The organism is Paraburkholderia sp. SSBN10T, from assembly GCF_056619545.1.
On record NZ_JBWQQI010000034.1, the window covers coordinates 38513 to 63508 of the forward strand.

Sequence of the window (24996 nt, forward strand, 5' to 3'; positions counted from 1 at the left end):
TGAGGACTGGCGGTTCTAATCGATTGAAGTGTCTGTTATAATTTTTAGCTGTTCGGGGCGTAGCGCAGCCTGGTAGCGTACCTGCATGGGGTGCAGGTGGTCGGAGGTTCAAATCCTCTCGCCCCGACCAAAGAAATCGAGGCCTTATGGATGCATGTCCATAAGGCCTTTTTCTATTGTGGCTTCGACGCCCGAACATCGGAACCTCAACCAGTCTCAGTCGCAGACCACCAGGGCGGGACTTGCCTGTCAGAAGATGCAGGTCGCTGCGGGAAACACGAGACCGGTCCGATGTTCCCCGCAGGTGGATCAGTTGCGCTGCTACACGCTTGTATTGCGTCGGCGGGGCGCCCGGTTACCCGGCTTTCGATGCCTGCTCCTTTGTCAGAAGCCGTTGCGCCTGATGATCGCCATGAGCGGCTTCCTGTGCCGTTTGAACTGACGACTCGGTCGCTTCAGCCAGCGCTGCCCGCCCAGCGCTGCTAATGGTCACTGTGGACGATGCCGGGGGCGAAGTCGAGGAAGACGCCGCCTTGGAAGATGTGGCGCTGGTTGTCGATTGTGTAGCTTGAGCGTTGGTGTTCGGCGCAGTTGACTGCGTCGAGTTCTGACTTACAGCCTGAATTGACATAGTTCTCTCCAGAAGTTACGCCGTCTTACGGCAACTTAACTATCGGCAAGCACAGTCCGGTTCTTGAGAACTATATTTTTTTCAAATGATGGCCTGCCTCAGCTTCTCTTAAGGTGCCGTGAGTGCATTTGGTGTACGTGCTCCGATCTGCGTTTTCCTACAGACTCCCAGGTATCCGATGCTTCGTTTGGTTGCATCGAAAACTGTTGTACCGCGCAGCATAATCTCTTTAGGTGTGCCTTGGGTCGAATGCTATTCGCTACGCTAAGCCTGAGCTAAGGTTGATTGAGTAATCTGACGATGTGCATCGAACGCGCGGTGTCGGCTGTGCAAAAACGCCGAGCTTACCCGCAGATGATGCTTCATTGGTCTTCCGGATTTTCCGGTCGACGCATATAGAGAGGATAACTTAGCATGAAGATCACCATTTGCAGTCTCATTCTCGCATCTGCTCTGGCCGCACCGGTTGCAAGTTTTGCCCAGACCGCGAACGATCCGGTGTCACGTGCGGACGTTCAGGCTCAGATTGTTGCGGCTGAGAAGAACGGCACGCTGCATCAATCCCGGAGCCACTATCCAGACCCGCAAAAATCGGCGCAAGCCGCAACAACGGTCGACACGACATCGTACGGCGCGCCGATGGCGGGATCGACTCAATCGCGCGAAGTCCTCTCTCCGGAAGGGCAGCCCAGACTCTTTTCGCATCACTAAGCGGAACCACCCAGTCTGAAAACAACTTCGATATTCAGTTGAAGCAATCAAGGGGCGCCGGTTTTCGGGCGCCCCTTTTTTTCGGCCTTTGAAACTCAGTGTACCTTCTTCATCATCAACTTCAGCAGCACCGGAAGCAGCAGCAACGTCAACGGCAGTTGCACGATCAAGCCGGAAATGATCGCGATCGCCAACGGCTGCTGCATCGCTGAGCCTTGACCGAGTGCGAAGGCCAGCGGCAGCAGCGCCAGGATGGCCGCGATCGTCGTCATCGCAATAGGCCGCAGACGGTTGCGCCCCGCTTCTATCAACGCCTGCTCGAATGGCATGCCTTCATCGCGCGCGAGCCCGTGGAGTTCCGATACATAGAAGATCGCCACCTCGGTTACGATGCCGACGATCATCGTCATGCCCATCATCGCCGAAATGTTGAGTTCGACCCCGGTGATCCACAGACCGACAAACACCGCCCCCGCCGCGAGCAGCGGCATGACCATCACTGCGACCGCGACGCGAAAGCGCTCATAAAGAAACAGCAGCAAACCGAATACGAGCGCTATCGCGGCGCCGAATACGGTCAAGAGGCCCTTGAACGCAATCTGCTGTTGCTGATAGAGGCCGCCCAGTTCGTAGTAGACACCGGCCGGCAACAGGTTCTTTTCGCCCAGCGCCTGCTGTACGTCGGCGATCGTCGAGCCGAGATCGCGGCCGTCGATACGCGCGGTTACCGCGACCATACGCTTCAGGTTGTCGCGGCTGATCTCCGGCTGGCCGGTAACCGCCACAAGATCGGCAACGCGCTTCAGCGCGAACAGATGGCCGTCCGGGGCGCGAATCTGCAATTGGCCGAGTTGCGTGTCGGTCAGTTTCAGCGCACCCGCCACACTCACGCGCACGCCGATGGTCTTCGGCCCGCTCTGGAAATTAGTGGCGACGGTGCCTTGCAGCATGTCCGACACGGACTGCGCGATCGCTTGCGGGTCCATGCCTTCCGCTGCGGCTGCGTCGGGCCGGATGTGCAGTTCGAGCGCATCGCCGGCCGGGTTGATCCCGTTGTCGACGTCGACGATGCCGGCAATCTTGCCGATGCGCAGCGCAACTTTCTGCGCAGTGTCGTCCAGCGTGTTCTGGTCGTCGGAGTAGATCTTGATCTGCACGGGCTGCGGCACCGCGGTCAGGTCGCCGATCAGGTCCTCCATCAATTGCGCCAGTTCGATGCTGACGCCGGGCACCTGGGTTTCGATCTTTGCACGGATCTCTTCCATCACCGTTTCGATCGGCTCGCGGTTACCCGACTTGAGGCGCACGAAGAAGTCGCCCCGGTTTGGTTCGTTCAGGTCGCCGCCGAGTCCCGCGCCCGTGCGCCGTGAATACGTCGCGACGTTCGGGTTAGCCTGGATGATCGTCTCGACCTGGCGCATCAGCCGGTCGGTTTCTGTGATCGAGGTGCCGGGCTCGGTGTGGTAATCGAGGACGAAGCCTCCTTCATCCATGGTCGGCATGAAGCCGCTGCCCACGCGCGTAAACGCCAGCGCAGCTATCACGATCAACGGAATCACACCGATCAGCACGAGAACCGGACGCGCGCTGACGCGTTCGATCAGCCACGTATAGCGATGGTTCATCCACGTCGCAAAGCGTGTCTCGCTGTGTTCCTCCGCATCGCTTGCCTTGAGCCAGCGGTCGCACAGGATCGGCACCGCCAGCCACGTGACGAGGAACGAAATAAACAGCGCGCTCGCCATCGTGACGGAGAGCGCCTTGAAAAACGCCCCCGTTACGCCGGACAGAAAAGCGAGCGGAAAGAAGATGATCAGCGTCGCCGCCGACGACCCCGCGAGCGGCCGGGTGAATTCAAGCGCCGCCGACATGACACGTCCATGGAATGCCTGGGCGCCGGCCTCGCGCATGCGCCGCACGATATGCTCGATCATCACGATCGCGTCGTCGATCACGAGTCCCACCGCAGCGGCCATGCCGCCCAGCGTCATGATGTTGAAGCCCATGCCGAACACGTCGAGCAGCAGGACGGTCGACGCCATCACGACCGGCACGAGCGCGACGGCGATTGTGGTGATTTTCCAGTTGCGAAGGAATACGAATAATGTGAGAGCGGCCAGTACGACCCCGATCATGATCGCATCGCGCACGCTGGTGGCCGACGCAATCACCAGTTCGCTCTGATCGTACCAGTTGGCCAGATGCACACCGGCTGGCATCTGCTGCTGAAAGCCGGCCAGCCTCGCGCGAATCGCCTTGGCCATCGCCACACTGTTGGCGCCCGGTTGCTGATAGATGTTGATCAGCACGGCATCTTCACCGTCGGCGGTGACGCGTATCCATTGCGGCACGACGCCCGGCCGGACATCGGCGATATCGCCGAGGCGAATCTGGTTCGCGCCGCTCGTCGAGACGACCACGTTGCGCAGTTCGTCGAGGCGCGTGATCGTCGTGTCGGCCACGACTAGATAAAGCTTGTAGTGGTCTTCGATCCGACCGGTCGCCATCAGCACGTTGCTAGCACCGATGGCTTTCGACACATCCGCGAGCGACAGCTTGTACGCGGCGAGACGGGCGGGATCGATGGCGACTTCGAATTCGTCTTGTGCACCACCGGCGACGTCGACCCGCGCCACACCCTCGATCGACGACAACAGCGGCCGCATCTGAAATTGCGCCAGATCGTGCAGCGCAGAGAGCGACTGCTGCTTCGACGTGAGGCTATAGGCCAGCACCGGAAACACCGTTGGGTCCATGCGCCGCACTTGCATCGTGGTGCCCGGCGGCAAGCTGCCGAGAATTTCGGTGATCGCCGATTGCGCCTGCAACGTTGCCTGCGACATGTCGGTGCCCCAGTCGAAGTTCAGCGAGATCTGCGCGGAGCCGCGGCTTGTCTGCGATTCGACATCGCGCACGTTCGGCACCCGGCGCAGCGCCTCTTCGACGGGCAGCGTGACCAGCGTCGCCATCTGCTCGGCGGGCCGGTCGCCCGCGTCGAGCGAGACCACGGCGCGCGGAAACGCGACGTTCGGAAACAGCGAGATTGGCAGACGGAACGCCGTCAATGCGCCGGCAATCGCGAGCATCGCGATCACGAACAACAGCGAGCGCCGGTGCATCTGCATCCATTGGCCGAAATTCATGGGGCAGTGCCTCCGGCGGCCTGCACGGCCATGCCGTCCTTCAGTTCATAGTTGCCGCTGACGACGAGCGGTCGCAACGCATTGAGCGCACCGTCGACGCCATAGCGTTCGCCGTCTTCGACCCTGGTGACCACGGCAAGCCGATGCGCCTTGTGGTCCGTGGATATCTGGAACACGAATTGGCCGTCTGCATCGCTCAGCACGGACGAGCGCGGCACGACCCAATACGAACCGGTCCGCGTGGCGATATCGGCGCTCACGCGTGTGCCGGGAATAAACGCCGTCTGACCGAGCGGTACGTTCGCGCCAACATTGACCAACTGGCTTTGCGGATCGACTGAGCCGCCGACCACGACGACCTGCCCCGTCGGCGCCGCTTTCGACAACGCGCTCGACAGGCCGTGCAAGGTCACGACGTCGCCCGGGCGAATCGCCGCGGCATCGGCCGGCTCGACACCCACCATCACATTGGCGCGCGCATCCTTGCCGCTACTCGTGGCGACCAGTTGCAGGATCGCCGCGCCGGCCTGTACCTGGTCACCCTGCGCGGCCGAGATTTGCATCACGATCCCGTCGAACGGTGCGACGATCGTTCTGCTGCCCGTGCCGACGCCCATTTGATCCTGTGCCGCAAGCGCCTGCTGCGCGTCCTGTAGCCCTTTCTTCGCGGCAGCGAGTTGCGACTGGGTGGCAAGCCCATTGTCGTACAGCGATTGCGTGCGGGCGAGTTCGCCCTGGGCAAGGGTTACTGCGCTTTTCGCCTGACTGGCCGCCAGTACCGCGGCCGGGTCGGCCTGCACGACGACGAGCGGTGTGCCGCGCGCAACGGTCTGCCCCGGTTGCACGCGCAACTGGGTAATGCGCGCGAGGTACGGCAGGTTCACGGTGGTGAGATTCGCCGCCGCTGCCGCGACGATGCCGTAGCCGCGCACCGGCTGTGAGAGGGTTGCGCGCTGCACCTGTATCGTCTGCACAGCGACGGCGCCGCTATCGGCAGCGTCTTCGGCGTACGTGGACGGACTCCAGCACGCGGTCGCGGCGACCGCGCAGGCAAGGCTCGCGGCGACGCGGCTCGCCGGTAGCAAGAGACGACTATTTCGCATGGGATTGGGTCAAACTTTGCTCGGGGGTAACGGAAGGGGTGTCGGGAATGGCGCTGCCCAGCAGCGCCTGCAAGGCGACGCGCTGTTCGGCCAGCGCCTCGCGCGAGCTGGCGATATCGATGCGTTTGACGAGCGCCGCGCTCTGCGCATCGGTGTATGCGCCAAGCGTCAGGTTATGCGCGGCGAAGGCCGCAGCGGCATCGCGTGCCGCGTTGTCCACGCCTGGCAGGGCAGTCTCGCTCTGCTGCAATTGGCGCTCGAGAATCGCGCTGTCCGCACGCAAATGGGCGACATCCGCATACGCCTGGTTCAGGCGCGTCTGGTATTCGTCGCGCAGCCGCTGACGGGTCGCCTGTTCGATCGCGACGTTGCCCCGGTTGCGGTTGAAGATCGGCAAACTAAGGTTGATCTGAAAGCCGCTGGTGTAAATTTCCGAAGTGTCACGCGCGCGCACGAAGCCGACCGACAGGCTCGGGAACTGGTTCAGAATGGCCGCGCGGTACTTCTGTTCCTGCGCCTCATAACCGGCTTTTAGCGCGAGCAGATCGGGGCGGCGCTGCGGCAACGCGGCAACCGCGAGGTCGATCGTCGTGCTGTCGACGGGCTTGCCGTCGCCGTCGCCGGTGAGTTGCAGTTGGACATCGGGCGCGAGGCCCAGCAACGCGTTCAGATCGTGATGGACCTGCTCGGCAGCCCGTTGGGCGTCGGTGTATTGCTTGCGCGCGTCGCTGTAGGCGGTCAGCGCGGCGGTCGTCGCGTCGACGGTCAGATTGCCGTCGCGCTGCGCCTGTGCCATGCGCTCATAGCGTATGCGTGACAGATCGCGTTGCTGCGCTAACAGAGGCAGCGTTTCGTCCTGCAGGCGTGCCTTCAGAAACAGTTGCCGGGCCTGCGCGACGACCTGCCATTCCTGCCACAGCAGGCCAAGATCGGTTTTTTCGACCGTCGCATCCGCCGACTTCCGGTTGGCGCCGCGCGTGACGATTGCCATCACATCCATGCTCAAGCCGTAACTGAACGCGCGCGAGAAGCCCGCTTGTCCTGGATAGTCGCTCGACACGGACAGTTGCGGATCGGGCAGCAGGCCGGCGGAAAACGCCTGTGCGCGGGCAATGCCGAGGTCGTCGCGGCTAAGCTTCAGATCCGGGTTGTTCACCACGGCCAGCATCGCGACTTCCTCGATATCGAGTCCGTCGGACGGGTCGAACCGATGAGCCGCGAGTTCTGGCAGCGGCATGCTCGACGGGTCGATCGTGATGCGTTCGAGGGTCCGCGCGGAAGTGGACGTATCCTGTGAAGCGAGCGGCGCACGGTGGTACCACGTGCAGCCCGCGAGCAGCATCACGCAGCCCGCTGCAAGCGCACGCGGCAGACGAAGGCCCGTGGCGAGCGGGCGGGCACGCAAACGGGCATCGTCGCGCGACTGTGGAGTGGCGTCAAAAGCGGGCAATACGGGCTCCTGCATCGGAATGGCGTCAACGGGTGCGTCCCGTCACAGACAGGCAGCAGGCGTGTAGCATTTTCGTAAGCAGGAGCTTAAGTAACACTTAAGGAACCGTTAAGCTGGTCCAACCGATAATGGCGCCAGATAAAATGCGGAGATATCTGCGATGCGATTGCTTTTGGTGGAAGACGACGAGATGATTGCCGAGAGCGTGCTCGATTCGATGCGCCGTGCGGGCTATGCGATTGACTGGGCGCAGGATGGCCGCGCGGCGGAATTGTCGATTGGCAACGGCGTCTACGATCTCGTGCTGCTGGACCTTGCGCTGCCCAAAAAGGATGGCATCGAAGTGCTGAACTCGTACCGCAAGACAGGGGGCGTTGCCCCCGTGATCATCCTGACGGCGCGCGATGCGGTGGATGACCGCATCCGCGGACTGGATGCCGGCGCCGACGACTACCTGATCAAGCCGTTCGATCTCGACGAACTGGCCGCGCGCGTGCGGGCCTTGCTGCGCCGGCGCACCGGTCAGAAACAGCCGGTTTACACGCACGGCGAACTCACGCTTGACCCGGCCGCGCATGAAGCCACCAAGAACGGCGAACTGTTGCCGCTGGTGCCGCGTGAATTCGCGCTGCTGCAGGCGTTGATCGACGAGCCGACCCGCGTCTACACGAAGGCCGAGCTTGAAGAGAAACTCTACGGCTGGGGCGAAGAAGTGGGCAGCAACACCATCGAAGTCCATGTGCATAGCTTGCGGCGCAAGATCGGCGCCGACCAGATCGTCACCATTCGCGGTGTCGGCTACCGCCTGAAGAGGTGCGGGTGACGTCGATCCGGCGCTGGCTGCTGGGCTGGCTAATCTTTGGCCTCGCGGCGGTATCCGCCGTCGCGGGTTACGGCATCTTCCACACCGCACGCGAAGAAGCGAGCGAGCTGTTCGACTATGAACTGCGCACGGTGGCGTTGTCCTTGCCCTCGAAGCTCGAGAGCGCGATCAGCGCCGCGCAGCCGGATCCCGGTTTCCCTGGCATTGCCGATGACCGCCTCGTGATCGAGATCTGGGATCGCGCGGGCACGCTCGTCTACCACTCGCTCAAGGAACCTGCCTTGCCGCGCTATCCCGAGGGGATCCGCACGATAGAGCGCGGCGAATATCATTGGCGCGTCTTCGGCCTGCAGCAGCCGGACCGCTTCATCCAGGTGGCGCAGCCGTTCTCGGTGCGCGAGGATCTGGCGATTCGCCTCGCGCTGCATACGATATGGCCGCTCTGGCTGATGGTGCCGGCCACGATCGTGCTGGTTTTGCTGGTGGTGGCGCGTGGGCTCGCGCCGATTCTCGGCCTGTCGCGCGCGTTGTCGACCCGCTCGATCGATTCGCTCGAACCACTGCGTCTGGACAGCGGCGTGCCGGTCGAACTCCGCCCGCTCGTCGAAGCCCTCAACGACCTGTTGCTACGGTTAAACATCGCATCGCAGGCCCAGCGCACCTTCGTGGCCGACGCTGCGCACGAATTGCGCTCGCCGCTCGCCGCGTTGAAGCTGCAATTGCAGTCGGCCGCGCGCGACGGCACGTTAAAGGCGGAAGGCAAGACGTTGGAGCGCGTCGAAGGACGCCTGAACCGGATCATCCATCTGGTGCAGCAGTTGCTCACGCTGGCGCGCGAGGATGCGTCGCCGGCCACGTTAATGAAACCCGTGAGTCTGCGCCGGCTCGGCGAGCAGGCTGTGGGCGATTTTTCGCTGCTCGCCGAGGCGAAAAACATCGACCTCGGTCTGGAATGTGCGCCATCCGATGCGCCCGATGATCCTTATGTGATCCTCGCTGAGCAACACAGTCTAAGCGTGTTGCTCAACAACCTGATCGACAACGCGATCCGCCATACGCCCGCGGGCGGCAAGGTCGACGTGATCTTGCGGCGTACGTCCAGCGGCGTCGACGTCGACGTCGTGGACAGCGGTCCAGGCATTCCCGAACATGAACTCGAGCGGGTACTCGACCGCTTCTATCGCGGCGAAGATGCGCAGGGACAGGGCAGCGGCCTGGGGCTCGCCATCGCATCGCGCATCGCACAGCGCCACCATGCCACGTTGACGCTGCGCAATTGCGAGGACGGCAACGGGCTGTCGGCATCGGTGACGGGACTTTAGCGTTGCCGCCGGCATCAAAGCCGGCACTGGACGATGGCTCGCTCTCATCGTTCAGCGCATGTACAGCCCGCCATTCAAATCCCAACACGCGCCATTGGCAAAGTAGGCATCAGGCGCGCCGAGCAGCAGCGCAACCTCCGCTACATACGCCGCCGAACCGAGACGGCCGACAGGAATGCTCGAGATAATTTGGTTCAGCTTCTGCGCAGACACGCTCTCGTGCACCACAGGCAGATCAAGCGGACCGGGTGCGATTGCGTTCACTGTCACGCCGCGCGCGGCCAGATCGCGAGCAAAGACCTTGGTCAACGTGATAGCTCCGCCCTTTGCCGCTGCATAGTGAGCACCCGTGGCCGAGCCGCCGTTCTGTCCCGCCAGCGATGCCACATTGACGATACGTCCCGCGCCACGTCCGGCGAAGTACTCGCCAAATACCTGGCAACCGAACAACACGCTGCGCAGGTTGATGTCGATGGCCCGATCGAACTGCGCGGCGCTGATCTCCATCACGGGCACCACCTCAGACGCTCCCGCATTGTTCACCAGGACATCGACATGGCCCCAGCGCGCCACCAGCGCGTCACGTGCCGCTTCGAAATCGGCTTTCGATGTGACGTCCAGCTTCAGTGCGCACGCGCTGCTGCTATCGGCGCTCAGTTGTGCCGACAGCGTTTCAGCCGCATCGATCGCGAGATCGGCAAGCGCGACGCGGTAGCCTGCGTCATGAAAACGCGTCGCGATGGCGGCGCCGAGTCCGCGCGCGGCCCCGGTGACAAGTACGACCCTGTTGGACATGAATAACGCTCCGCTAAAGCACGCGCACGTGCAAGACGCATGGGATTCGATGGATCACGTGGCAAGCGCGGCTTCGAAGCGCGCCGCGATGGCGCACACCAGTTCGTCAGCGCCTTTGCGCCCGACGATCTGCAAACCGGCTTTCAGCGGTGAAGCCGCGAGCGGTATCGGCAAACTGAGCGCCGGATGGCCACTCAGATTGAACGGGCGAATCAGCGACGACATTGCGATGACCGACGTGCCGTTGCGCGCGGCTGCAAGCGTGATGGGCAGGGCAGGCAAGGTGGGCAAAACGAGTACGTCGACGTCGGCGAGCATACGGTCGACTGCCGTGGTGAAATCGCGCCGCACCCGCTCTGCCGCATCGAGCTGCGAGGACGTTGTCGTGGCGGCGGCGCGCAAGCGCGCTTCGAGATCGGCGCCGAGCTTGCCGGTTCCGACCAGGTGTCCGAACGCCCGTGAGGTTTCCGCGTTGATCACCGCGAGTCCTGCTTCGAATGCTTCGCGCAGATGGTCAAGTTCGATGGTGCGCGCGTTGCCTTCAGCCCGATGGATCATGTCGTGCACGGCCGCGAGTATCCCGGCCTCGGCATCGACCGAGACGCATGCAACATTGATGGGCGAGCGCCGGAACGCTGCGCTATCCGTATCGAAGGCTGGCTCGATCCCCGCCATGGCGGCGACGAGCGTTCGCATGTCGCGTGCAAACGGGCCCACGCAATCGAGCGACGATTCGCGAGGCGCGACGCCGGCACGCGACACACGCCCGAACGTCGGCTTAAGCCCGATCACCCCGCAACACGCTGCCGGCCCGCGGATCGAGCCGCCGGTGTCGGTACCGAGTGCGGCGTCCACGAGCTTGAGACCTACCGCCGACGCCGAACCGCTCGACGAACCACCCGGTATCAGCGCCGCGTCTTGCGGATTGCGCGGTGTGCCGGTGAAGTCGTTGATGCCCGTCATGCCGAATGCCAGTTCATGCATGTTCGCTTTGCCGGTGATATGCCAGCCCGCATCGAGCAGGTGCTGCACGACATCGGCGTGGCGCGGCGCGAGTGGGGAGCCGGCGAGCGCGCGGCTGGCTGCCGTGGTCGGGTGGCCGGCAATATCGATCGTGTCCTTGATGGCTATCGTCGCAGCGTTCGTTGCTGCGTTGGAACGTAAGGAGAACTGGCTGATAAACGCTGTCATGATGTCATCTTGTTTCGAGGGTTGACCTGCCACGGTGCATCGAACAAGCGCTCGGTGCGAAAGTGCTGGATGAGCCACTGGTCGCCGCCGCGTGCGGGCGAGAAGTCCACTTCCAGGCGCGCGGAGATCAGCTCCGCTTTGCCGTCCACGTAACCCGAGGCCTGCAGCATTACCCAGCGTCCTTTGGCCAACGGGCCTGCGACCTCGATGGTTTCCGCCGTCAGAAAGTGCACGTTGGTCGTGAAGTGCGGGGTGGGTGGAAGATAGCGTTCTAGCATCGCGACTATTTCGGTTCGCCCGTGCAAGCGGCCAAACTTCTGTGCGTATTGCGGGCCGATTCCTTCCCAGATCGCGTCGTCTGTGAATAGCGTCTCCAGTGACTCGCCGTTACATGCGGCCGAAGGCACATCGCACAGCGCCATATAGCGGGCGATTGTCCTGCGCACCGCGCGTTCGGCTTCGAGCGTGGCGATACGGGCCTGGAGTGCTTCCAGCATGGCCTCTTGTCGAAGGTTATCGGCTTGCGTCATGCGGGCTCACTCCTTCATGTTCGCCACGGGCGGCACGACTAACGCCCGGCCGACGCGTGCTTCGATCTTGCCGTAGCGCCACAGGTTGTAGTCGCCGACGGGCGTGGTGCGAAACAGGTTGCACACGGCAACCGTCGCGTCCAGGGCCGCCACGTCGGCCATGATGTAGAAGGTCCACGGAGCGGCTGCGGATTGGCCGACGCAGAGTCGATCGTCGTCCATGATGCCGAGGATGCGGACGCTCTCCATTGCTTCGACTGCCGCGAGCATCTGGCTATAGGCCTGCCAGACCTCGCCGATTCCGTCGCGTGGCAGATCGAAGAAGTTCTGCGTAACGCCGCAGCAAAACAGCACGCGCAGGGGCAAAGAGCGATTGTCGGTCATTGAATGTAGCGTCCTTTAGAGCAGGCTATTAGCGGCGGGCAAGGGCATATCGTGGACACGGTTGCAACGTCAAAGGCTTCAACGTCCAGGCGCGCGCATCGGCTGCCCGCAAGCGGCCGCTGCGCTTTCATCAGGGAATCAAAGCAGAAAACCGATTGCACTGAGCGCTTCAGTCGAATCGATCAGGCGAATGACCTTTTCGATGAGGCGCGGCTCGCCGCTCGCAAAGCTGATGGTGTGCGAAAGATCCGCGGCAAAGAGCGTCGTGGCGCCACGCTTGCAGGCGACGATCACTTGCGCCGATTTCACCCGAACCACGTCCGATGCAACGTTTTCAAGCGTGAAGCGCGACACGGTGCGCACGGTTCGGGCCGCATCGGCTGCGGATGCGGAATATCCTGAGGTCATCCGTTGCACGCGCTTTTCGCGCATGTCCTGATCGTCGTAGGCATAGTTCAACGACGCTGCGTAGTCGGTGGTGTCAGGATCGATCGGCACCACATAGCATCCTGAGGTATCCCACAGATCGAGCCAGGCGCGGTAGTCGCGGCGGTCGAGCATCTCGGCTTCGCGCCAGATGAACCCGACGGCTCGCGCGAAAGTTTGCTGCGAGAAGAGTGCGTTGCGATCGTCCATCATGCCTGCTCCATCATTGCGCGCCATTGCCTGTACGCTTCGCGCATGCCCGTCTCGTCGGTCGCGTGTGCGGTCTTTTCGCCGTTCGCGGCGGTGGTCTCGCGGTTCAGCCCGCGGTTGACGAGGATCGGCACCTCAGCGCCAGCATGCGAACCGCGCTGCACGCGCTCCCATGCTTCCGCATCGTCGGGGCTGCCGAAGCCGAAGGGGCCCTGGAAGTGCTCGTGAATGCGCAGACGCACGCGGTTCGCTTCATCGGGTCCGCCGTCCATGGCGAGCGCAACGTGACGGATTTCCGTTTCCTCGGCAGACAGGGGGCGCAGCACACGGAAGAACGCCATCGACAACGCCAGATTCGGAAACAGATTCAGGTTGAAGCCGACGCCCATCAGCGAGCGTACGATGCGCCGGACTTCGTCGGCAGGATGACGCTCAGCCAGTTGCGTGGCGAGCTCGTTGAAACGCTCGGGTAGCGGCGCACCGTCGTCAAGATCGAGATCGACCAGCTCCGGCACGAGCACCGCGAGACTATGGCCGTTGCCGAGCGAGCGGCAGAATGCTGCGTCGCTCGTCATGAAACTGGTGATCGCAGCGGCCGTTTCGTCGTCGATCGACTTCATCCACGACTTGTGCACGACCGGGAAGTGATACAGGTCCGTGGTGTTTTCGAGCTGGATTTTCCAGTTGCCCTTGAACCTGAACTTATGCTCGCCGTTCGCCTTGACCGGATAGCCGGCGCCCTGCTTCATGAACAGGTCGATCCACGGCCTGGCGTTGCCAAGAAAATCCTCCAACGGCTCGATCTCCTCGTTGAAGCTGGCGAAGATCAACCCTTGATAAATCCCCACACGCAATGCTTTAAGCGGTAGATCGCTTTTCTCGCAGACGCCTTCGTAGCCGTCGCCATAGGGCAGCGCACGCAGCGTGCCGTCGAGCGCGTACGACCAACTGTGATACGGGCACGTAAAGCCTTTCGCGTTGCCCTTGTGTTCCTCGCAGACGGTCGCGCCGCGATGACGGCAACGGTTTTGCAGAACGTGTACCGTGCCGCTCTTGTCGCGTACGACGATGACGGGTTGACGTCCGATCGTCGTGGTGCGGAAATCGCCCGCGCCCGGCAGTTCGCTTTCGTGCGCGACCCAGATCCACGTCTTGTAGAAAATGCGCTCGAGTTCCGCTTCGAAGATCTCGGGGTCGTAGTACATGGAAGGGGCAATGCGGTCGGCCTGGGCGCGCCGATGCAGTGCGTCGGTGTTGATGGTCTGATAGAGGGTGTCGCTCATCGATGTCTCTGGGTTGTCACGGTCGAGTCGCTTTGAAGTCGCATTCAGGCAAGGGGCGCAGTGTGACTGGCGCTACCGTTTTGATAGTTTCGGGCGGTAGCCAATATCGGTCAAATCGATCTAAAATAAGTTGTCGAATAAATGACGCAAATAATAGGTCGCCCCATGACTTCGCTTGACCATATCGATCTCAACCTCCTGCGGGTTTTCCAGGCCATCGTGGAAGAGCGTAGTCTGACGAAAGCGGGTGAGCGCCTCGCGCTTTCGCAGCCGGCCGTGAGCTATGCGCTGGGCCGGCTGCGCACGCTGTTCGACGATCAGCTTTTTATCCGCACCCGCTCGGGTATGCAGCCCACGCCGATTGCGCTGGAACTCGCGAGCATTGTGGGCCGCGCGCTCGACACGGTGCGCGAGGCGCTGCGCTATGCGGAGTCGTTCGACCCGGCGGTGAGCACGCGTACGTTCCGGCTGTCGCTGTCCGATGCGGGTGAAATGGCCTACCTGCCCGTTATCTGCAAGGCACTGCACGAGCAGGCGCCGCGTACCCGGCTCATCGTGCAGCCGATGCCCGTGGAGGAGATCGAAGACGCGCTGCGTTCGAGCAAGCTGGACTTCGCCATCGGCAATCTTCCCGAGTTGATGGCGCACACACGTCACCAGTTGCTATTCGAAGAGGACTACGTCTGCATGACGCGGCGCAGACGTGGCTTGCCGGCGGGCAAGAAGCTCAGTCTCGAGCATTTCCTCGGCGCCTCGCACATCCAGGTGCGCTCTCTCGAGCACAGCCACCACGCTTTGGACGACGCGCTGCGGGCCCAGGGTGTCGGCCGCAATATAGCGCTCGAATTGCCGCACTTCGTCGCGTTGCCGAACATCCTGATGGTGACGGACCTTTACGCGACGCTGCCCAAGCGTCTTGCGCAGATCCTGAACAAGGCCAAGGCGTTTCAGATCTACGATTTGCCGGTTCGTTTGCCTGCAGCCTCGGTGACGATGCATTGGCACGAGCACTTTCACGATGAGGATGGCATCGTGTGGATGAGAAACCTGTTGCTCGACTCGGTGCGAAAATTCGATCAGTTGTAAGCGATGAGGGCTGCGCGCGGCCTAGAGATCAAGAATGAGCACGGGCGAGCGGGAACGCGAAACACAGCAGCAGATGACAGAATTGCTCGCGCGCTCGGCCTTGCTCAGGCAGTGGTCGCGATGCTCGGGTTCACCGCCCACGACAGGCACCATGCACGTCCCGCATACGCCTTCGCCGCATGAGGTATCCACCTCGACACCGATCTGCGCCAGCGCGTCGACGATCGTTTGTCCACTCTTGACCTCGACGCTCGCCCCTGTTTTTGCAAGCCTGACTTCGAACTGATCGTGCCTGCCGCGCACGGGTTCACTGTCTGGTGTGCCGGGTTGCGCGCCGAACCGTTCGAGATGAATGGCCGCTTCGGGGAGGTAGGCCGCCGCCGCGCGAACCACGCGTTCCATGAAAGGCGCCGGTCCACAGGTATAAAGATGCGCACCGCTCCTGGCCTTCGCGATGCATGCGTGCAAGGCCTGGTCTAACGCGTCACGGGGCACTTGCAGATGAACTTCGACGTGCTCCGCAAAGGGCGGCGCCGACAATTGCGCCAGGAAGGCGGCCTGTTGTGGAGCGCGGGCAAAATAGTGCAGCTTGAACGGCACGCGCTGCCTGACGAGGCGATACGCCATCGAAAGAAGTGGCGTAATGCCGATGCCCGCGGCGATCAGAATGTGTTCGCGGGCCTCGCCGGCGAGCTGAAAGAGATTGCGCGGCGCGCTGATCGACAGCTCCATGCCGGTCACCACGTCGTCATGCAATGACCGCGAACCGCCGCGCGACGCCGGTTCCTTTTTCACGGCGAAGCTTAGCGCGTCGCAACGGTCGGGGTCTCCGCACAGCGAGTATTGACGCGTGACACCGGCGGGGCTCGTGACGTCGATGTGGGCGCCGGGTTCGTAGGGGTCGAAGGGCAAGCCATCCATTCTCGAGATGCTGAACGATCTGATGTCTTGCGCTTCGTCTCGCAGCGCATTGACGCGAACCTTGAATCGGTTGATTTCCATGTTGACGATCTATCGGGTGTAACAGAGAACAAACAGCGGCGCGACCGGTCACGTTGACGGGGCGCGGGTCTCGTGCGTGAACTGCAGCGTGATCACGGTAACGAGGCCGAGCAGCATGACGAACAGCGAAACAGGCCAATAGGCGTGGTAGTGCGACAGCAGCGCAATGGCGATCAGCGGAGACATGCCGCCTGCAAAGATCGATGCCACCTCGTGCCCGAGCGCCACGCCGGAGTAGCGCACCTCCGTGCTGAACAGTTCGCCTACGAGCGCGGGGAGGGTGCCGATCATCGCGCCGTGGCATACCGCGGTGCCTAGTACGAGGGCAAGATAGATCAGTGGTGCAGAGTGCGTGTTGAGCAACCAGAAGAACGGAAACGCCATCACCATGAGCGACACGGCGCCGATCATATAGACGGGTCTGCGTCCCAGCTTGTCCGAGAGCTTGCCCCATGCGAGCATGGCGCCCATTTCGACGACCATGGCCAGCATCACTGCGGTGAGCATCGTCGAACTGGCGATGCCGGCGAACTTGCCGTAGACCAGCGAAAACGCAAGGAAGATATACGCGCCGCCGTTTTCAGCCACGCGCAGGCCCATCGCCATCAGGATTTCTTTAGGATGCCGTTTGATCGCTTCGAGCACCGGCATATGCGCTGTCTTGCCCGCATGCTCGGCGTTTTCGAAGTCGCGGCTTTCCGGCAGGTTGTAGCGGATGTAGACGCCGAGCGCGAAGATCAGGAGGCTCGCGAGGAACGGCAGGCGCCAACCCCAGGCGAGGAATTGCGCATGGGGCAGCATCTGTGCGGCGAGGAACGCACCGGAAGATAGAACGAAGCCGCCGCCCACGCCCAGTTGACTCCATGCGGCGTAATAGCCGCGCTTTTCCGGCGGAGCATTCTCGCTGATCATCAGCACGCCGCCGCCCCATTCGCCACCGGATGCCACGCCTTGCAGCAGACGCAGCGCGACGAGCGCCGCCGGCGCCCATAGTCCGACCTGTGCATAGGTCGGCAACAAGCCGATCCCGAAGGTGGCAACTCCCATGATCAGCAGCGTCCACACCAGCGACGCCTTGCGGCCGTAGCGGTCGCCAATGTGGCCGAACACAATGCCGCCCAGCGGTCTTGCAACAAAGCCGATGGCGAATGCGGCAAAGGCGCCCAGCGTGCCGATCAGCGGGTCGGCATTGGCGGGAAAGAACAGTTGCCCGAATACAAGCGCCGCCGCCGTGCCGTAGACGAAGAAGTCGTACCACTCCATCGCGTTGCCCGCCACGGAGGCGACGACGATCCGGGTGAGGGTCCTGTTGTTGAACGCGGGGGTCTCGATTGCGGTGGTCGACGGTTGCACGGATGCCATGTTCTCTCGCGAGGAAATAGTCGGGCGTCGCGATCTCGACGAGAGGGCTTCGCATGGCAAGCAGTGTCGGCGCGCCGTTTCGCTGCGTCAAATTCGCCGAAAATGGAGTCGGATATCAGTGCGGCAAATGATTTCTAGAAGCCGGGCTGGTGAAACATCTCGTAGATCGCGTCGCGCAGCCACGCGATGCCCGGGTCGGCCGAGAACTGCACATGCGAGTGCACCTGGATCTCGATGGGCGGCAGCGAGAACGGCAACGGCAGAATCCGGAACGCCTTGTGCTGGTTGAAGCGTTGCGCAATGCTCCGCGGGAAGATCACGGCGAGATCGGTGTTCCGGACGATTTCGGGCGCTACCACGAAATGCGGCAAACGCAGCACGATCTCGCGCTTCAGATTCAATTCCTCCAGCCATTGCTCGACCATCCTGTGACCGGTTGCGTTGGTGCTGGCGTAGACGTAACGCAGACCCGCGAGGTCTTCTTTGGTGGGCTTGCCTGTTCGTAGAGGGTGGCCGGCGCGCACGACGCAAACGTGCTCGTCGACGAATAGCGTCTTGCTGACGCAGCCGGGGTCGAGTCCAGGCACATAGCCCAGCGCAAGATCGACCTTGCCGCTGCGCATTGCGGCGGTCACCGATTCGACCGGGAAATTGGTGACTTCGATCCGTATGCCGCGCGCCGTGCGCTCGAGCATGGCGAGGATGGGCGGCAGGAAATAGAACTCCGACATGTCGGACATCGACACGCGAAACACCCGCTCGGCCGTTGCAGGGTCGAATTTCGCGAGTTGTTGCACCGCGACGTTGATGATCCCGAAGGCCTGGGTGAGTGGCGGATAGAGGTGCACGGCCGCATCGGTCGGGACCATGCCCGCGGGCGTTCGCACGAATAGCGGATCGTCGAACAGCGTGCGCAGCCTGCGCAGCGCGTGGCTGACGGCCGATTGCGTCAGGCCCAGACGGTCTCCCGCAGCGGTCAGGCTGCGCAGATCCCATATGGCCATGAACACACGCAGCAGGTTCAGATCGGTATCGCCCGGGTTTGACTTGGTCATGACCTTCGATCGCTTGGCTCCTCGCGCAGATTACCGTAAATGCTGCGCATCGGGTAATGAGGGGTACTGCCGCCATACGGCGGAAAGCTATCGAAGTCGCGCTTCATCCGGGCGCGCACCGGCGAGGCCAACGCGGCCGCCAGCGCGGACGGATCGTCGAACACCACCTTGTTTCGCTGCATCGCGGTGGCGCGCGGCAAGGCGAGGCCGGTCCGGTAGTCGACCCGGGTGTAGATCTCCAGTTCGCGGATGCCCGGAAGCTCGGCCATCAACGGTGGATGGTGAGTGATGTAATGGGTGAGCCAGGCGTTGAGGTCGTCGGCTTCGCCCTCGTAGCTGACGAGGTACGTGCATCGCTCGGGCAGATCGCTTAAGCCGCTTAGGCTGCTTGGGTCACTTAATCCGCCGGCATCCGGGATGGCGAATTTCCGCACGGCCATGACCTGCTGTGCAAACAGACGCTCGTTCCAGCCTCCCGTGCCCGACATCTCGAGGGCGGCCTGAATGCGCCCGTCGCGCTCGAGCGCCGTTTCGAGCTGCCCCAGGTCGTCGAAATACCATTGGAGCACGCAGTGCGGATGCTTCCCGGGTGCATTCAGCAGAGGATCGCCATCTGCGCGTTCCACCGGACGATGGATCACGAGACGCCGCAGACCTTGCACCGCCTGGGACGCAGCATGCAGACGCGCAGCGTCGAATACCGCTGCCGTGTCCGGCGCGTCGCAAAGCTGGCCGATCAGAAAGAGGCAGACTTCCACGCTTACCCCGCAGTCCCGGTGCCGGGCGAGAGCGTCGCAGGGCCGGGGCGCGCGAGGCGGTGAAACTGTCGTCCGAAATAGATCAGACCGTCGCCGTCCGCGCGCATCGAAATGTGCCCGATGCTGACGAACAGCACCGAGTGCGAGCCCACGGTCTTGCTGTCGACGATGGTTCCTTCCAGCCTCGCGATCGCCTCCGGCAGCACCGGCACGGACGAGCTTCCGGTTGCCCAGCCGCAATGTTCGAAGCGTTCGTCCATCGAGCAGCCCGTCATCCCGGCAAACGTTCGCGCAAGCTCCTGGCATTCCGCGGCCAGCACGTTGATGCAGACGCTGCGGTTTTGCCGCAGCATGTCGTGCACGTAGCTGGTCTGATTGATGCACACCAGCATGGTGGGCGGCGCATCGGTGACCGAACAGACCGCGCTGGCGGTGATCCCGTAGCGTCCGTGCGGCCCATCCGTCGTGATGATGTTGACCGCTGCCGGCAGATACGCCATCGCGTCGCGGAACTGCCGCCGGGTGTCGTCGCTTGTCATGGTGTCTTCCTTTGTCATACGCGGGGTTGGCATCATGGATACGGTGTGATGACCGGCGCGATGCCGACGAACAGGGCACCCGCGGCATCGTAGATACCCTCGCCAAGGAACGCGTGCTGCGTCACCACGATCGAATCGCGCACCAGCCGTTGCAGACGGTTCTCGCGGTAGATCGCCGCTACGCCGGCCATCTGATAGGCCTGCATGACGACCTCCGCGCCGACCTGCGCCGCGTGTGTCGCGCTGAGCCGCAGGATGTTCGCCTGAGCCGGCGTGACGGGGTCGCCGGCCACGATCGTGTTCCATGCGGCTTCCGCGGATTCGAAGAAGAACGCCCTTGCGCTGCGCCAGTTGGCCTCTGCCTTGGCGAGGCCCGAGCGGTAGTAGGCCCGGTCCGCGAGACGCGGCGCGCCGGTGGTGGTTTGGGTGACACCGGACATTTGCGCGAGCAGATCGAGTGCGGCGCGCGCCAGTCCGACATTGACGGCGGCGTGGACCTGAGCCTGATACGCGACGGCGGGGTATCGATACAGCGGCTCGTCGACAAGCGCCGCGCCGCCGCGCACGAAGGTCCACTGGGCGTCGACGAACTTGTTCTGCAGGCGCAGGTCGTGGCTGCCGGTGCCCTGCATGCCGACGACGTTCCAGTTTTCGACGATCTCCACCTCGCTTGCCGGGAACACGGCCGTGAACGGTTTTCCGGCACCCGCTTCGCCCGAACCGGCCGGGATGCCGCCAATGCCCACCCCGATCCAGTCCGCGCCCTTGCAGCCGCTTGCGAAACGCCATTGCCCGCTCACCATGAAGCCGTCCGGAACCTTGGCGGCTTTCTGCAGCGGATAGAGACCGCCGGCAAAGACCTGATCCGGCCCATCCGCATAAATTTTTGCCTGCGTTTCGAGCGGCAGCGAGGCAAGATAGGTATTCGCCGATCCGAATGCCGCCACCCACGCGGTCGATCCATCGGCGATCGCAAGGCGTTCGAGCATCTCCAGAAAACGCGGCGGCGGCAACGCATCGCCGCCGAACCGCCGCGGCGTGCTGGCACGGAAAATACCCGCGCGTTTCATCTTCGCGACCATGTCGCGCGGAATGTGGGACAACTGATCGAATTCGTCCCTGCGGCGCCCGATTTCCTCAATCAGGACTTCCAGGCTGATTGGACCTGAATACTCCGGATATCCGCTGCCTGGACCATCAGGCTGGACTTTGTAGGCGTAGGTTGAAGCGCTTGCGCTTTGAAGGCTTTGCATATTCGATACCTTGATGAATTGGCGAAACGATTGCATTTCCGGTTGCCGCCTGGGCGGTGCTATTGAGCGGCGTCGCGAGCGCCTTGTCTGGCCTGCAGCCTGAGCGCCTTGGGGAACGTCTCGGGCGCGAGGCAGGTGGCCAGCACGGTAATCAGCCCGAGCACGCCGAGGTAGAGGGCGACGGGCGTCGCGCTGCGGTAATGCGCGAGCAGGGCAGTCGCGATCATCGGCGACAGGCCGCCGCCGAGCACCGATGAAATCTCACGTCCGATACCGAGCCCCGAGAAGCGCAGATGAACCGGCAACAATTCACTGATAAAGGCAGGTTGAGCGCCTTCGAGTATGCCGAGCGTGACGCTGTTTGCGAGGATCAGGGCGGCCATCACTTTGAGGAATTCGCCTGAGCCGAGCAGCACAAAGTAGGGGTAAGCGACCAGCACGATCGCAATGGCGCCGACCAGATAGACGGGCTTTCGACCGACCTTGTCGGTCAGGTGTCCTGTGAACAGCGAGACGGGAATCATCAGCAGCATGGAGACCGTCAGTCCGCCGAGGAGCCACGACGAATTGAGACCGATGAACTGGCCATACGCAATCGAAAAGGCGAAGAAGATATACGACGCCGCACCTTCGCCGAAGCGCAGGCCAAAGACCGTCAGCACCTGACGCGGGCAACGGCGCAGGACTTCAGCAATCGGCAGACGGCTGTGCTGACCCGTTGCCCTGAGCTCGGCGAACTCGGCGCTTTCCTCGACGGAACGGCGCATCCATAGTCCGAGCGCGACGAGAACCGCGCTGCAAAGGAACGGCACGCGCCACCCCCAGCTCTGAAAGTCATCGGGCGACAAGTGCTTGGCGAGGAGGAACGCGAGCGTCGAGAGGACGAAACCAAACGCCGCACCGCCGGGACTCCAAGCGGCGAGTGCGCCGCGCTTCGAGGCGGGCGCGCTCTCATGAATCAGCAGGATGCTGCCGCTCCATTCGCCGCCTGCCGCAAGACCTTGCAGGATGCGCAGCAGCACGAGCAACACCGGCGCAGCAAGGCCGATCTGCTGGTAGGTCGGCAGCAGGCCCATGCAGACGGTCGCGGTTCCCATGGTCAGCAAGGTCAGCATCATGACTGTCTTGCGTCCGTAACGGTCGCCGATGTGGCCGCACAGCACGCCGCCGATCGGACGCGCGATAAAGCCAACGGTAAAGCCGCCGAATGCGGCGATCGTGCCTGTCAGCGGATCGTTCCCTACCGGGAAGAACAATCGGCCGAACACCAGCGCGGCGGCCGTGCCGTAGAGGAAAAAGTCATACCACTCGAGCACCTGGCCGAGCACGGCAGTCGTAACCGCACGACGCACCGCACTGATTGGGCGAACCGCAGAAGGGGATGCAAGCGTAACTGTCGCGTCAGGGTTCATGGCATTGGGCACACATGAGGTTGGTGTTTCTGCTTGCCGGAGACCAGCGGCGGCAGGCAGGGGAGGCACATCGTTAAAACATGGGCGAACGATAGGCGCGGCAAAACAGGCGGTCAAATTCAGGACAAAAATGAACGCTATGAACTGGCTTCATGTCGGTATCGAATCCACTGTTGGGGCGGAGCACGAACAGGCCACGGATGCGCCACGAATAAGCCACGCTTATTTCACACGCTGTTTTTGGCTGATTTGATGCCGTGAATATGCCAACTTAAATTTCGCTTCACGGCGCGGGGTCTTGCCGTGTCGAAGTGCCGCCTCGTCGCGTCGGCTGATAGCGGATTAATTCGTCATGCAAACGAAAGACAGATAAATCATATAAGGAAAAATTGTGAAGAAGCTGCTGGTCGCTTTGATGGGAATCTCGTTCTTTAGCGCTGGGGCTCGGGCTCAGAGCAGCGTGACGATCTACGGTATCGTCGACGACGGCTTGACCTGGTCGAGCAATCAGGGCGGCAAGAGCGCCTTGCAGATGCAGGGCAGCATCTCGCAGGGCGATCGCTGGGGATTCAAGGGCGTGGAGGACCTTGGCGGTGGCACGGCAGCGATTTTCCGGCTCGAAAACGGCTTCAACGTCAACACCGGTGCGTTCAGTCAAGGCGGCCGGGAGTTCGGCCGGCTGGCCTACGTCGGCCTGTCCAGCGACCGCTATGGCACGGTGACGCTGGGGCGGCAAGGCGAGGAGGTGGGCGACTATATCGGCACACTGTCGGCCAATGGCCTGTTGCCTGGCGGCATTCTGTTTCCGCACCCTGGAGACCTCGATAACAACGGCATCGATTTTCACCTCAACAACGCCGTCAAGTACGTGTCACCGACGATCGCGGGCCTAACGGGTGTCGCAACCTATAGCTTCGGCGGAGTCGCCGGCGATTTTGCGCGGAACAGCGCCAAATCCTTTGCGCTTCAATACGTGAATGGCAGCTTGCAACTGGTGGGTGCGTATACCTCGATCGACCATCCTGCCACCGCGGTCACGGAAGGCGTGTGGACCTCCGCCAATACCGTCGACGGCAACTATGGTCTCGCTGCCAGCAGCTACAAGGTGTTCGGTCTCGGCGCCGCGTACACGTTCGGCGCGGCGAAGATCAGCGCCGACTGGACGCACACGCAGTTCGGCGGTCTCGACCCCAGCGTGGGCGCGAAGATCGATGGACACGTGACGTTCAACATCGGTGAAGTGGTCGCGAGTTACATGGTCACGCCAACGCTGCAGTTAGGCGCGGCGTACAGCTACACCGAAGGGAATGTTTCGGCGACCGGGCAGGAGCCGCGCTATCACGAGCTGGATGCCAGCGCGGACTATTCCCTCTCCAAGAGCACCGACGTCTACGCCTCGGCAACTTATATGCATGCCGGAGGCGGCGCCGTCGCCGATCTCGCGCCGGTGCTCGAAGCTTTGAGTTCGCCCAATCAGGTCGCACTGCGCATCGGCATCCGCAAGCGCTTCTAGTTCGATGGCGACGAGCCGTCGAGCCCGAGACTTAGCCCAGGTCGACGGCTCGGCGGGCTCGCCGCAGCGCAGCGGCTGCGGACCTCTCCACCCCGGAACAGCTTGCGCGCCAGCGAGCAAAGCAACGTGGTGGTCGGCGCTTCGTCCTGCAAGCGGCGGCTCATGATGATCGGCGAGACGGCATGGGCTGCCGGAATCTCCCGGTACACCACGCCATGCGCGCGCAACCCTTCCACGCTTTCCGGCACCAGGCACACGCCGACCTGCGCTGCGACCAGACCCAAAGCGGTCTGCAATTCCCTCACTTCATGAATCGTCTTCGGCTCCAGCGCGTGGTCATGCATGGCCGATAGCTGCTGGTCCGCATAACTCGGCCGCGGCGTGCTCGGGTAGACGATCAAGGTTTCCTGCGCGAGCGCCGCGAGCGTCAGCGGCTTCTTTTGCCGGGCCAGCGGATGATCTTGCGGCAGCGCGGCAATCATCCGTTCTTCGACGAGCACTTCGCGCGCCAGTTGCGCGTCGTCGAAGCGCAGACGGCCGAAGCCCACGTCGATGCGGCCGCCTTTGAGCGCACCCAGTTGTTCGATGGTGAACATTTCGATCAAGGAAAGTTCGATATGCGGCGCGGCTTCGCGGAACGCGCGGATCACCGCAGGCAGCGCGCCGTACAGCGTCGACGGCACGAAGCCGATCACGACGCGTTCGGCCAGTTGCGCAAGACGCCGCGTGAGCGGGGCGAGTTCATCGGCTTCGTCGACGAGGCGCTTCGCCTGCGCATAGAAGATGCGGCCGGCCTCGGTCAAGCGGAGCGGCCGCGAGCCGCGTTCGAACAGCGCGAGCCCCACGCTCGCTTCGATCTGCTGGATCTGGCGGCTAAGCGGCGGCTGCGTCATATGCAGGCGATCGGCCGCCCGCGTGATGTTCATTTCTTCCGCGACCGCAATGAAGTAACGCAGTTGGCGAAGTTCCATGCATACCTCTAAGGTATGGAAGTAGTCGGAATCGGTGTTGGAC

22 protein-coding genes and 1 tRNA gene are annotated in these 24996 nt (G+C 62.6%); 6 read left to right on the forward strand and 17 right to left on the reverse strand.

Annotation, left to right across the window (positions count from 1 at the left end):
• The first annotated feature begins 53 nt into the window (after positions 1-53).
• Both AC1ECK_RS34105 and AC1ECK_RS34110 read left to right on the forward strand, forming a co-directional pair.
• A tRNA-Pro gene (locus AC1ECK_RS34105) sits at positions 54-130 on the forward strand.
• 915 nt (positions 131-1045) lie between these two features.
• Complete coding sequence (locus AC1ECK_RS34110; RefSeq protein ID WP_480327286.1) at positions 1046-1342, forward strand: DUF4148 domain-containing protein; 297 nt, start codon at positions 1046-1048, stop codon at positions 1340-1342.
• Positions 1343-1437: 95 nt separating this feature from the next.
• On the opposite strand, the gene AC1ECK_RS34115 is transcribed toward AC1ECK_RS34110, so the two are convergent.
• The 3 genes from AC1ECK_RS34115 to AC1ECK_RS34125 are packed head-to-tail and all read right to left on the reverse strand — an operon-like array spanning position 1438 to position 7038.
• Positions 1438-4485 (reverse strand): efflux RND transporter permease subunit, encoded by a 3048-nt coding sequence (locus AC1ECK_RS34115; RefSeq protein ID WP_480327288.1) that lies wholly within the window; start codon positions 4483-4485, stop codon positions 1438-1440.
• Entirely contained in the window at positions 4482-5588 is a 1107-nt protein-coding gene (locus AC1ECK_RS34120) for an efflux RND transporter periplasmic adaptor subunit (protein WP_480327290.1), read from the reverse strand. Before AC1ECK_RS34120 ends, AC1ECK_RS34115 begins: the two co-directional genes overlap by 4 nt.
• Positions 5578-7038, reverse strand: coding sequence for a TolC family protein (locus AC1ECK_RS34125; protein WP_480327292.1), 1461 nt, complete (start codon positions 7036-7038; stop codon positions 5578-5580). Before AC1ECK_RS34125 ends, AC1ECK_RS34120 begins: the two co-directional genes overlap by 11 nt.
• Positions 7039-7198: 160 nt before the next feature.
• Here AC1ECK_RS34125 and AC1ECK_RS34130 point away from each other — a divergent pair, with 160 nt between their 5' ends.
• Together AC1ECK_RS34130 and AC1ECK_RS34135 are read left to right on the forward strand one after the other, a co-directional pair.
• On the forward strand, positions 7199-7861 hold the full coding sequence (locus tag AC1ECK_RS34130; RefSeq protein WP_480327294.1) for a response regulator: 663 nt from the start codon (positions 7199-7201) through the stop codon (positions 7859-7861).
• Complete coding sequence (locus AC1ECK_RS34135; protein WP_480327296.1) at positions 7858-9183, forward strand: ATP-binding protein; 1326 nt, start codon at positions 7858-7860, stop codon at positions 9181-9183. Before AC1ECK_RS34130 ends, AC1ECK_RS34135 begins: the two co-directional genes overlap by 4 nt.
• A 51-nt stretch (positions 9184-9234) precedes the next feature.
• On the opposite strand, the gene AC1ECK_RS34140 is transcribed toward AC1ECK_RS34135, so the two are convergent.
• The 6 genes from AC1ECK_RS34140 to AC1ECK_RS34165 form a co-directional block, all read right to left on the reverse strand.
• A complete protein-coding gene (locus AC1ECK_RS34140) occupies positions 9235-9978 on the reverse strand; it encodes an SDR family NAD(P)-dependent oxidoreductase (protein WP_480327298.1) in 744 nt (247 codons plus the stop codon).
• A gap of 54 nt (positions 9979-10032) precedes the next feature.
• Positions 10033-11169 (reverse strand): amidase, encoded by a 1137-nt coding sequence (locus tag AC1ECK_RS34145; RefSeq protein WP_480327300.1) that lies wholly within the window; start codon positions 11167-11169, stop codon positions 10033-10035.
• Positions 11166-11699 carry a nuclear transport factor 2 family protein gene (locus AC1ECK_RS34150; RefSeq protein ID WP_480327302.1) on the reverse strand — a complete coding sequence of 178 codons (534 nt, stop codon included), beginning with the start codon at positions 11697-11699 and terminating at the stop codon, positions 11166-11168. Before AC1ECK_RS34150 ends, AC1ECK_RS34145 begins: the two co-directional genes overlap by 4 nt.
• A gap of 6 nt (positions 11700-11705) precedes the next feature.
• On the reverse strand, positions 11706-12083 hold the full coding sequence (locus AC1ECK_RS34155; RefSeq protein ID WP_480327305.1) for a hypothetical protein: 378 nt from the start codon (positions 12081-12083) through the stop codon (positions 11706-11708).
• 138 nt (positions 12084-12221) lie between these two features.
• Positions 12222-12722: an aromatic-ring-hydroxylating dioxygenase subunit beta gene (locus AC1ECK_RS34160; RefSeq protein ID WP_480327307.1), complete on the reverse strand. Its 501-nt coding sequence runs from the start codon at positions 12720-12722 to the stop codon at positions 12222-12224.
• Positions 12719-14002, reverse strand: coding sequence for an aromatic ring-hydroxylating oxygenase subunit alpha (locus AC1ECK_RS34165; RefSeq protein ID WP_480327309.1), 1284 nt, complete (start codon positions 14000-14002; stop codon positions 12719-12721). Before AC1ECK_RS34165 ends, AC1ECK_RS34160 begins: the two co-directional genes overlap by 4 nt.
• Positions 14003-14167: 165 nt before the next feature.
• Between AC1ECK_RS34165 and AC1ECK_RS34170 the strand changes: the two genes are divergently transcribed.
• Positions 14168-15088, forward strand: a complete 921-nt coding sequence (locus AC1ECK_RS34170) for a LysR family transcriptional regulator (protein ID WP_480327311.1) — start codon at positions 14168-14170, stop codon at positions 15086-15088.
• A 21-nt stretch (positions 15089-15109) separates the two neighbouring features.
• Here AC1ECK_RS34170 and AC1ECK_RS34175 read toward each other — a convergent pair whose 3' ends face one another.
• From AC1ECK_RS34175 to AC1ECK_RS34205, 7 genes are all read right to left on the reverse strand, one after another.
• Positions 15110-16090, reverse strand: a complete 981-nt coding sequence (locus AC1ECK_RS34175) for a PDR/VanB family oxidoreductase (protein WP_480327313.1) — start codon at positions 16088-16090, stop codon at positions 15110-15112.
• Between the two features lie 48 nt (positions 16091-16138).
• A complete protein-coding gene (locus AC1ECK_RS34180; RefSeq protein WP_480327315.1) occupies positions 16139-17452 on the reverse strand; it encodes an MFS transporter in 1314 nt (437 codons plus the stop codon).
• 134 nt (positions 17453-17586) lie between these two features.
• Positions 17587-18507: a LysR family transcriptional regulator gene (locus AC1ECK_RS34185; RefSeq protein WP_480327317.1), complete on the reverse strand. Its 921-nt coding sequence runs from the start codon at positions 18505-18507 to the stop codon at positions 17587-17589.
• Positions 18504-19265, reverse strand: a complete 762-nt coding sequence (locus tag AC1ECK_RS34190) for an ethyl tert-butyl ether degradation protein EthD (protein ID WP_480327319.1) — start codon at positions 19263-19265, stop codon at positions 18504-18506. The genes AC1ECK_RS34185 and AC1ECK_RS34190 overlap by 4 nt, the downstream gene beginning before the upstream one ends.
• 2 nt (positions 19266-19267) lie before the next feature.
• Positions 19268-19804 carry a 4-hydroxyphenylacetate 3-monooxygenase, reductase component gene (gene hpaC / locus AC1ECK_RS34195; RefSeq protein WP_480327321.1) on the reverse strand — a complete coding sequence of 179 codons (537 nt, stop codon included), beginning with the start codon at positions 19802-19804 and terminating at the stop codon, positions 19268-19270.
• Between the two features lie 32 nt (positions 19805-19836).
• Positions 19837-21057 (reverse strand): acyl-CoA dehydrogenase family protein, encoded by a 1221-nt coding sequence (locus AC1ECK_RS34200; RefSeq protein ID WP_480327323.1) that lies wholly within the window; start codon positions 21055-21057, stop codon positions 19837-19839.
• Positions 21058-21116: 59 nt separating this feature from the next.
• On the reverse strand, positions 21117-22469 hold the full coding sequence (locus tag AC1ECK_RS34205; protein ID WP_480327325.1) for an MFS transporter: 1353 nt from the start codon (positions 22467-22469) through the stop codon (positions 21117-21119).
• A 391-nt stretch (positions 22470-22860) separates the two neighbouring features.
• On the opposite strand from AC1ECK_RS34205, the gene AC1ECK_RS34210 reads away from it, so the two are divergent.
• Positions 22861-23982, forward strand: coding sequence for a porin (locus AC1ECK_RS34210; protein ID WP_480327327.1), 1122 nt, complete (start codon positions 22861-22863; stop codon positions 23980-23982).
• On the opposite strand, the gene AC1ECK_RS34215 is transcribed toward AC1ECK_RS34210, so the two are convergent.
• Entirely contained in the window at positions 23979-24953 is a 975-nt protein-coding gene (locus AC1ECK_RS34215; protein WP_480327329.1) for a LysR family transcriptional regulator, read from the reverse strand. The genes AC1ECK_RS34210 and AC1ECK_RS34215 overlap by 4 nt on opposite strands.
• Positions 24954-24996: the final 43 nt, after the last annotated feature.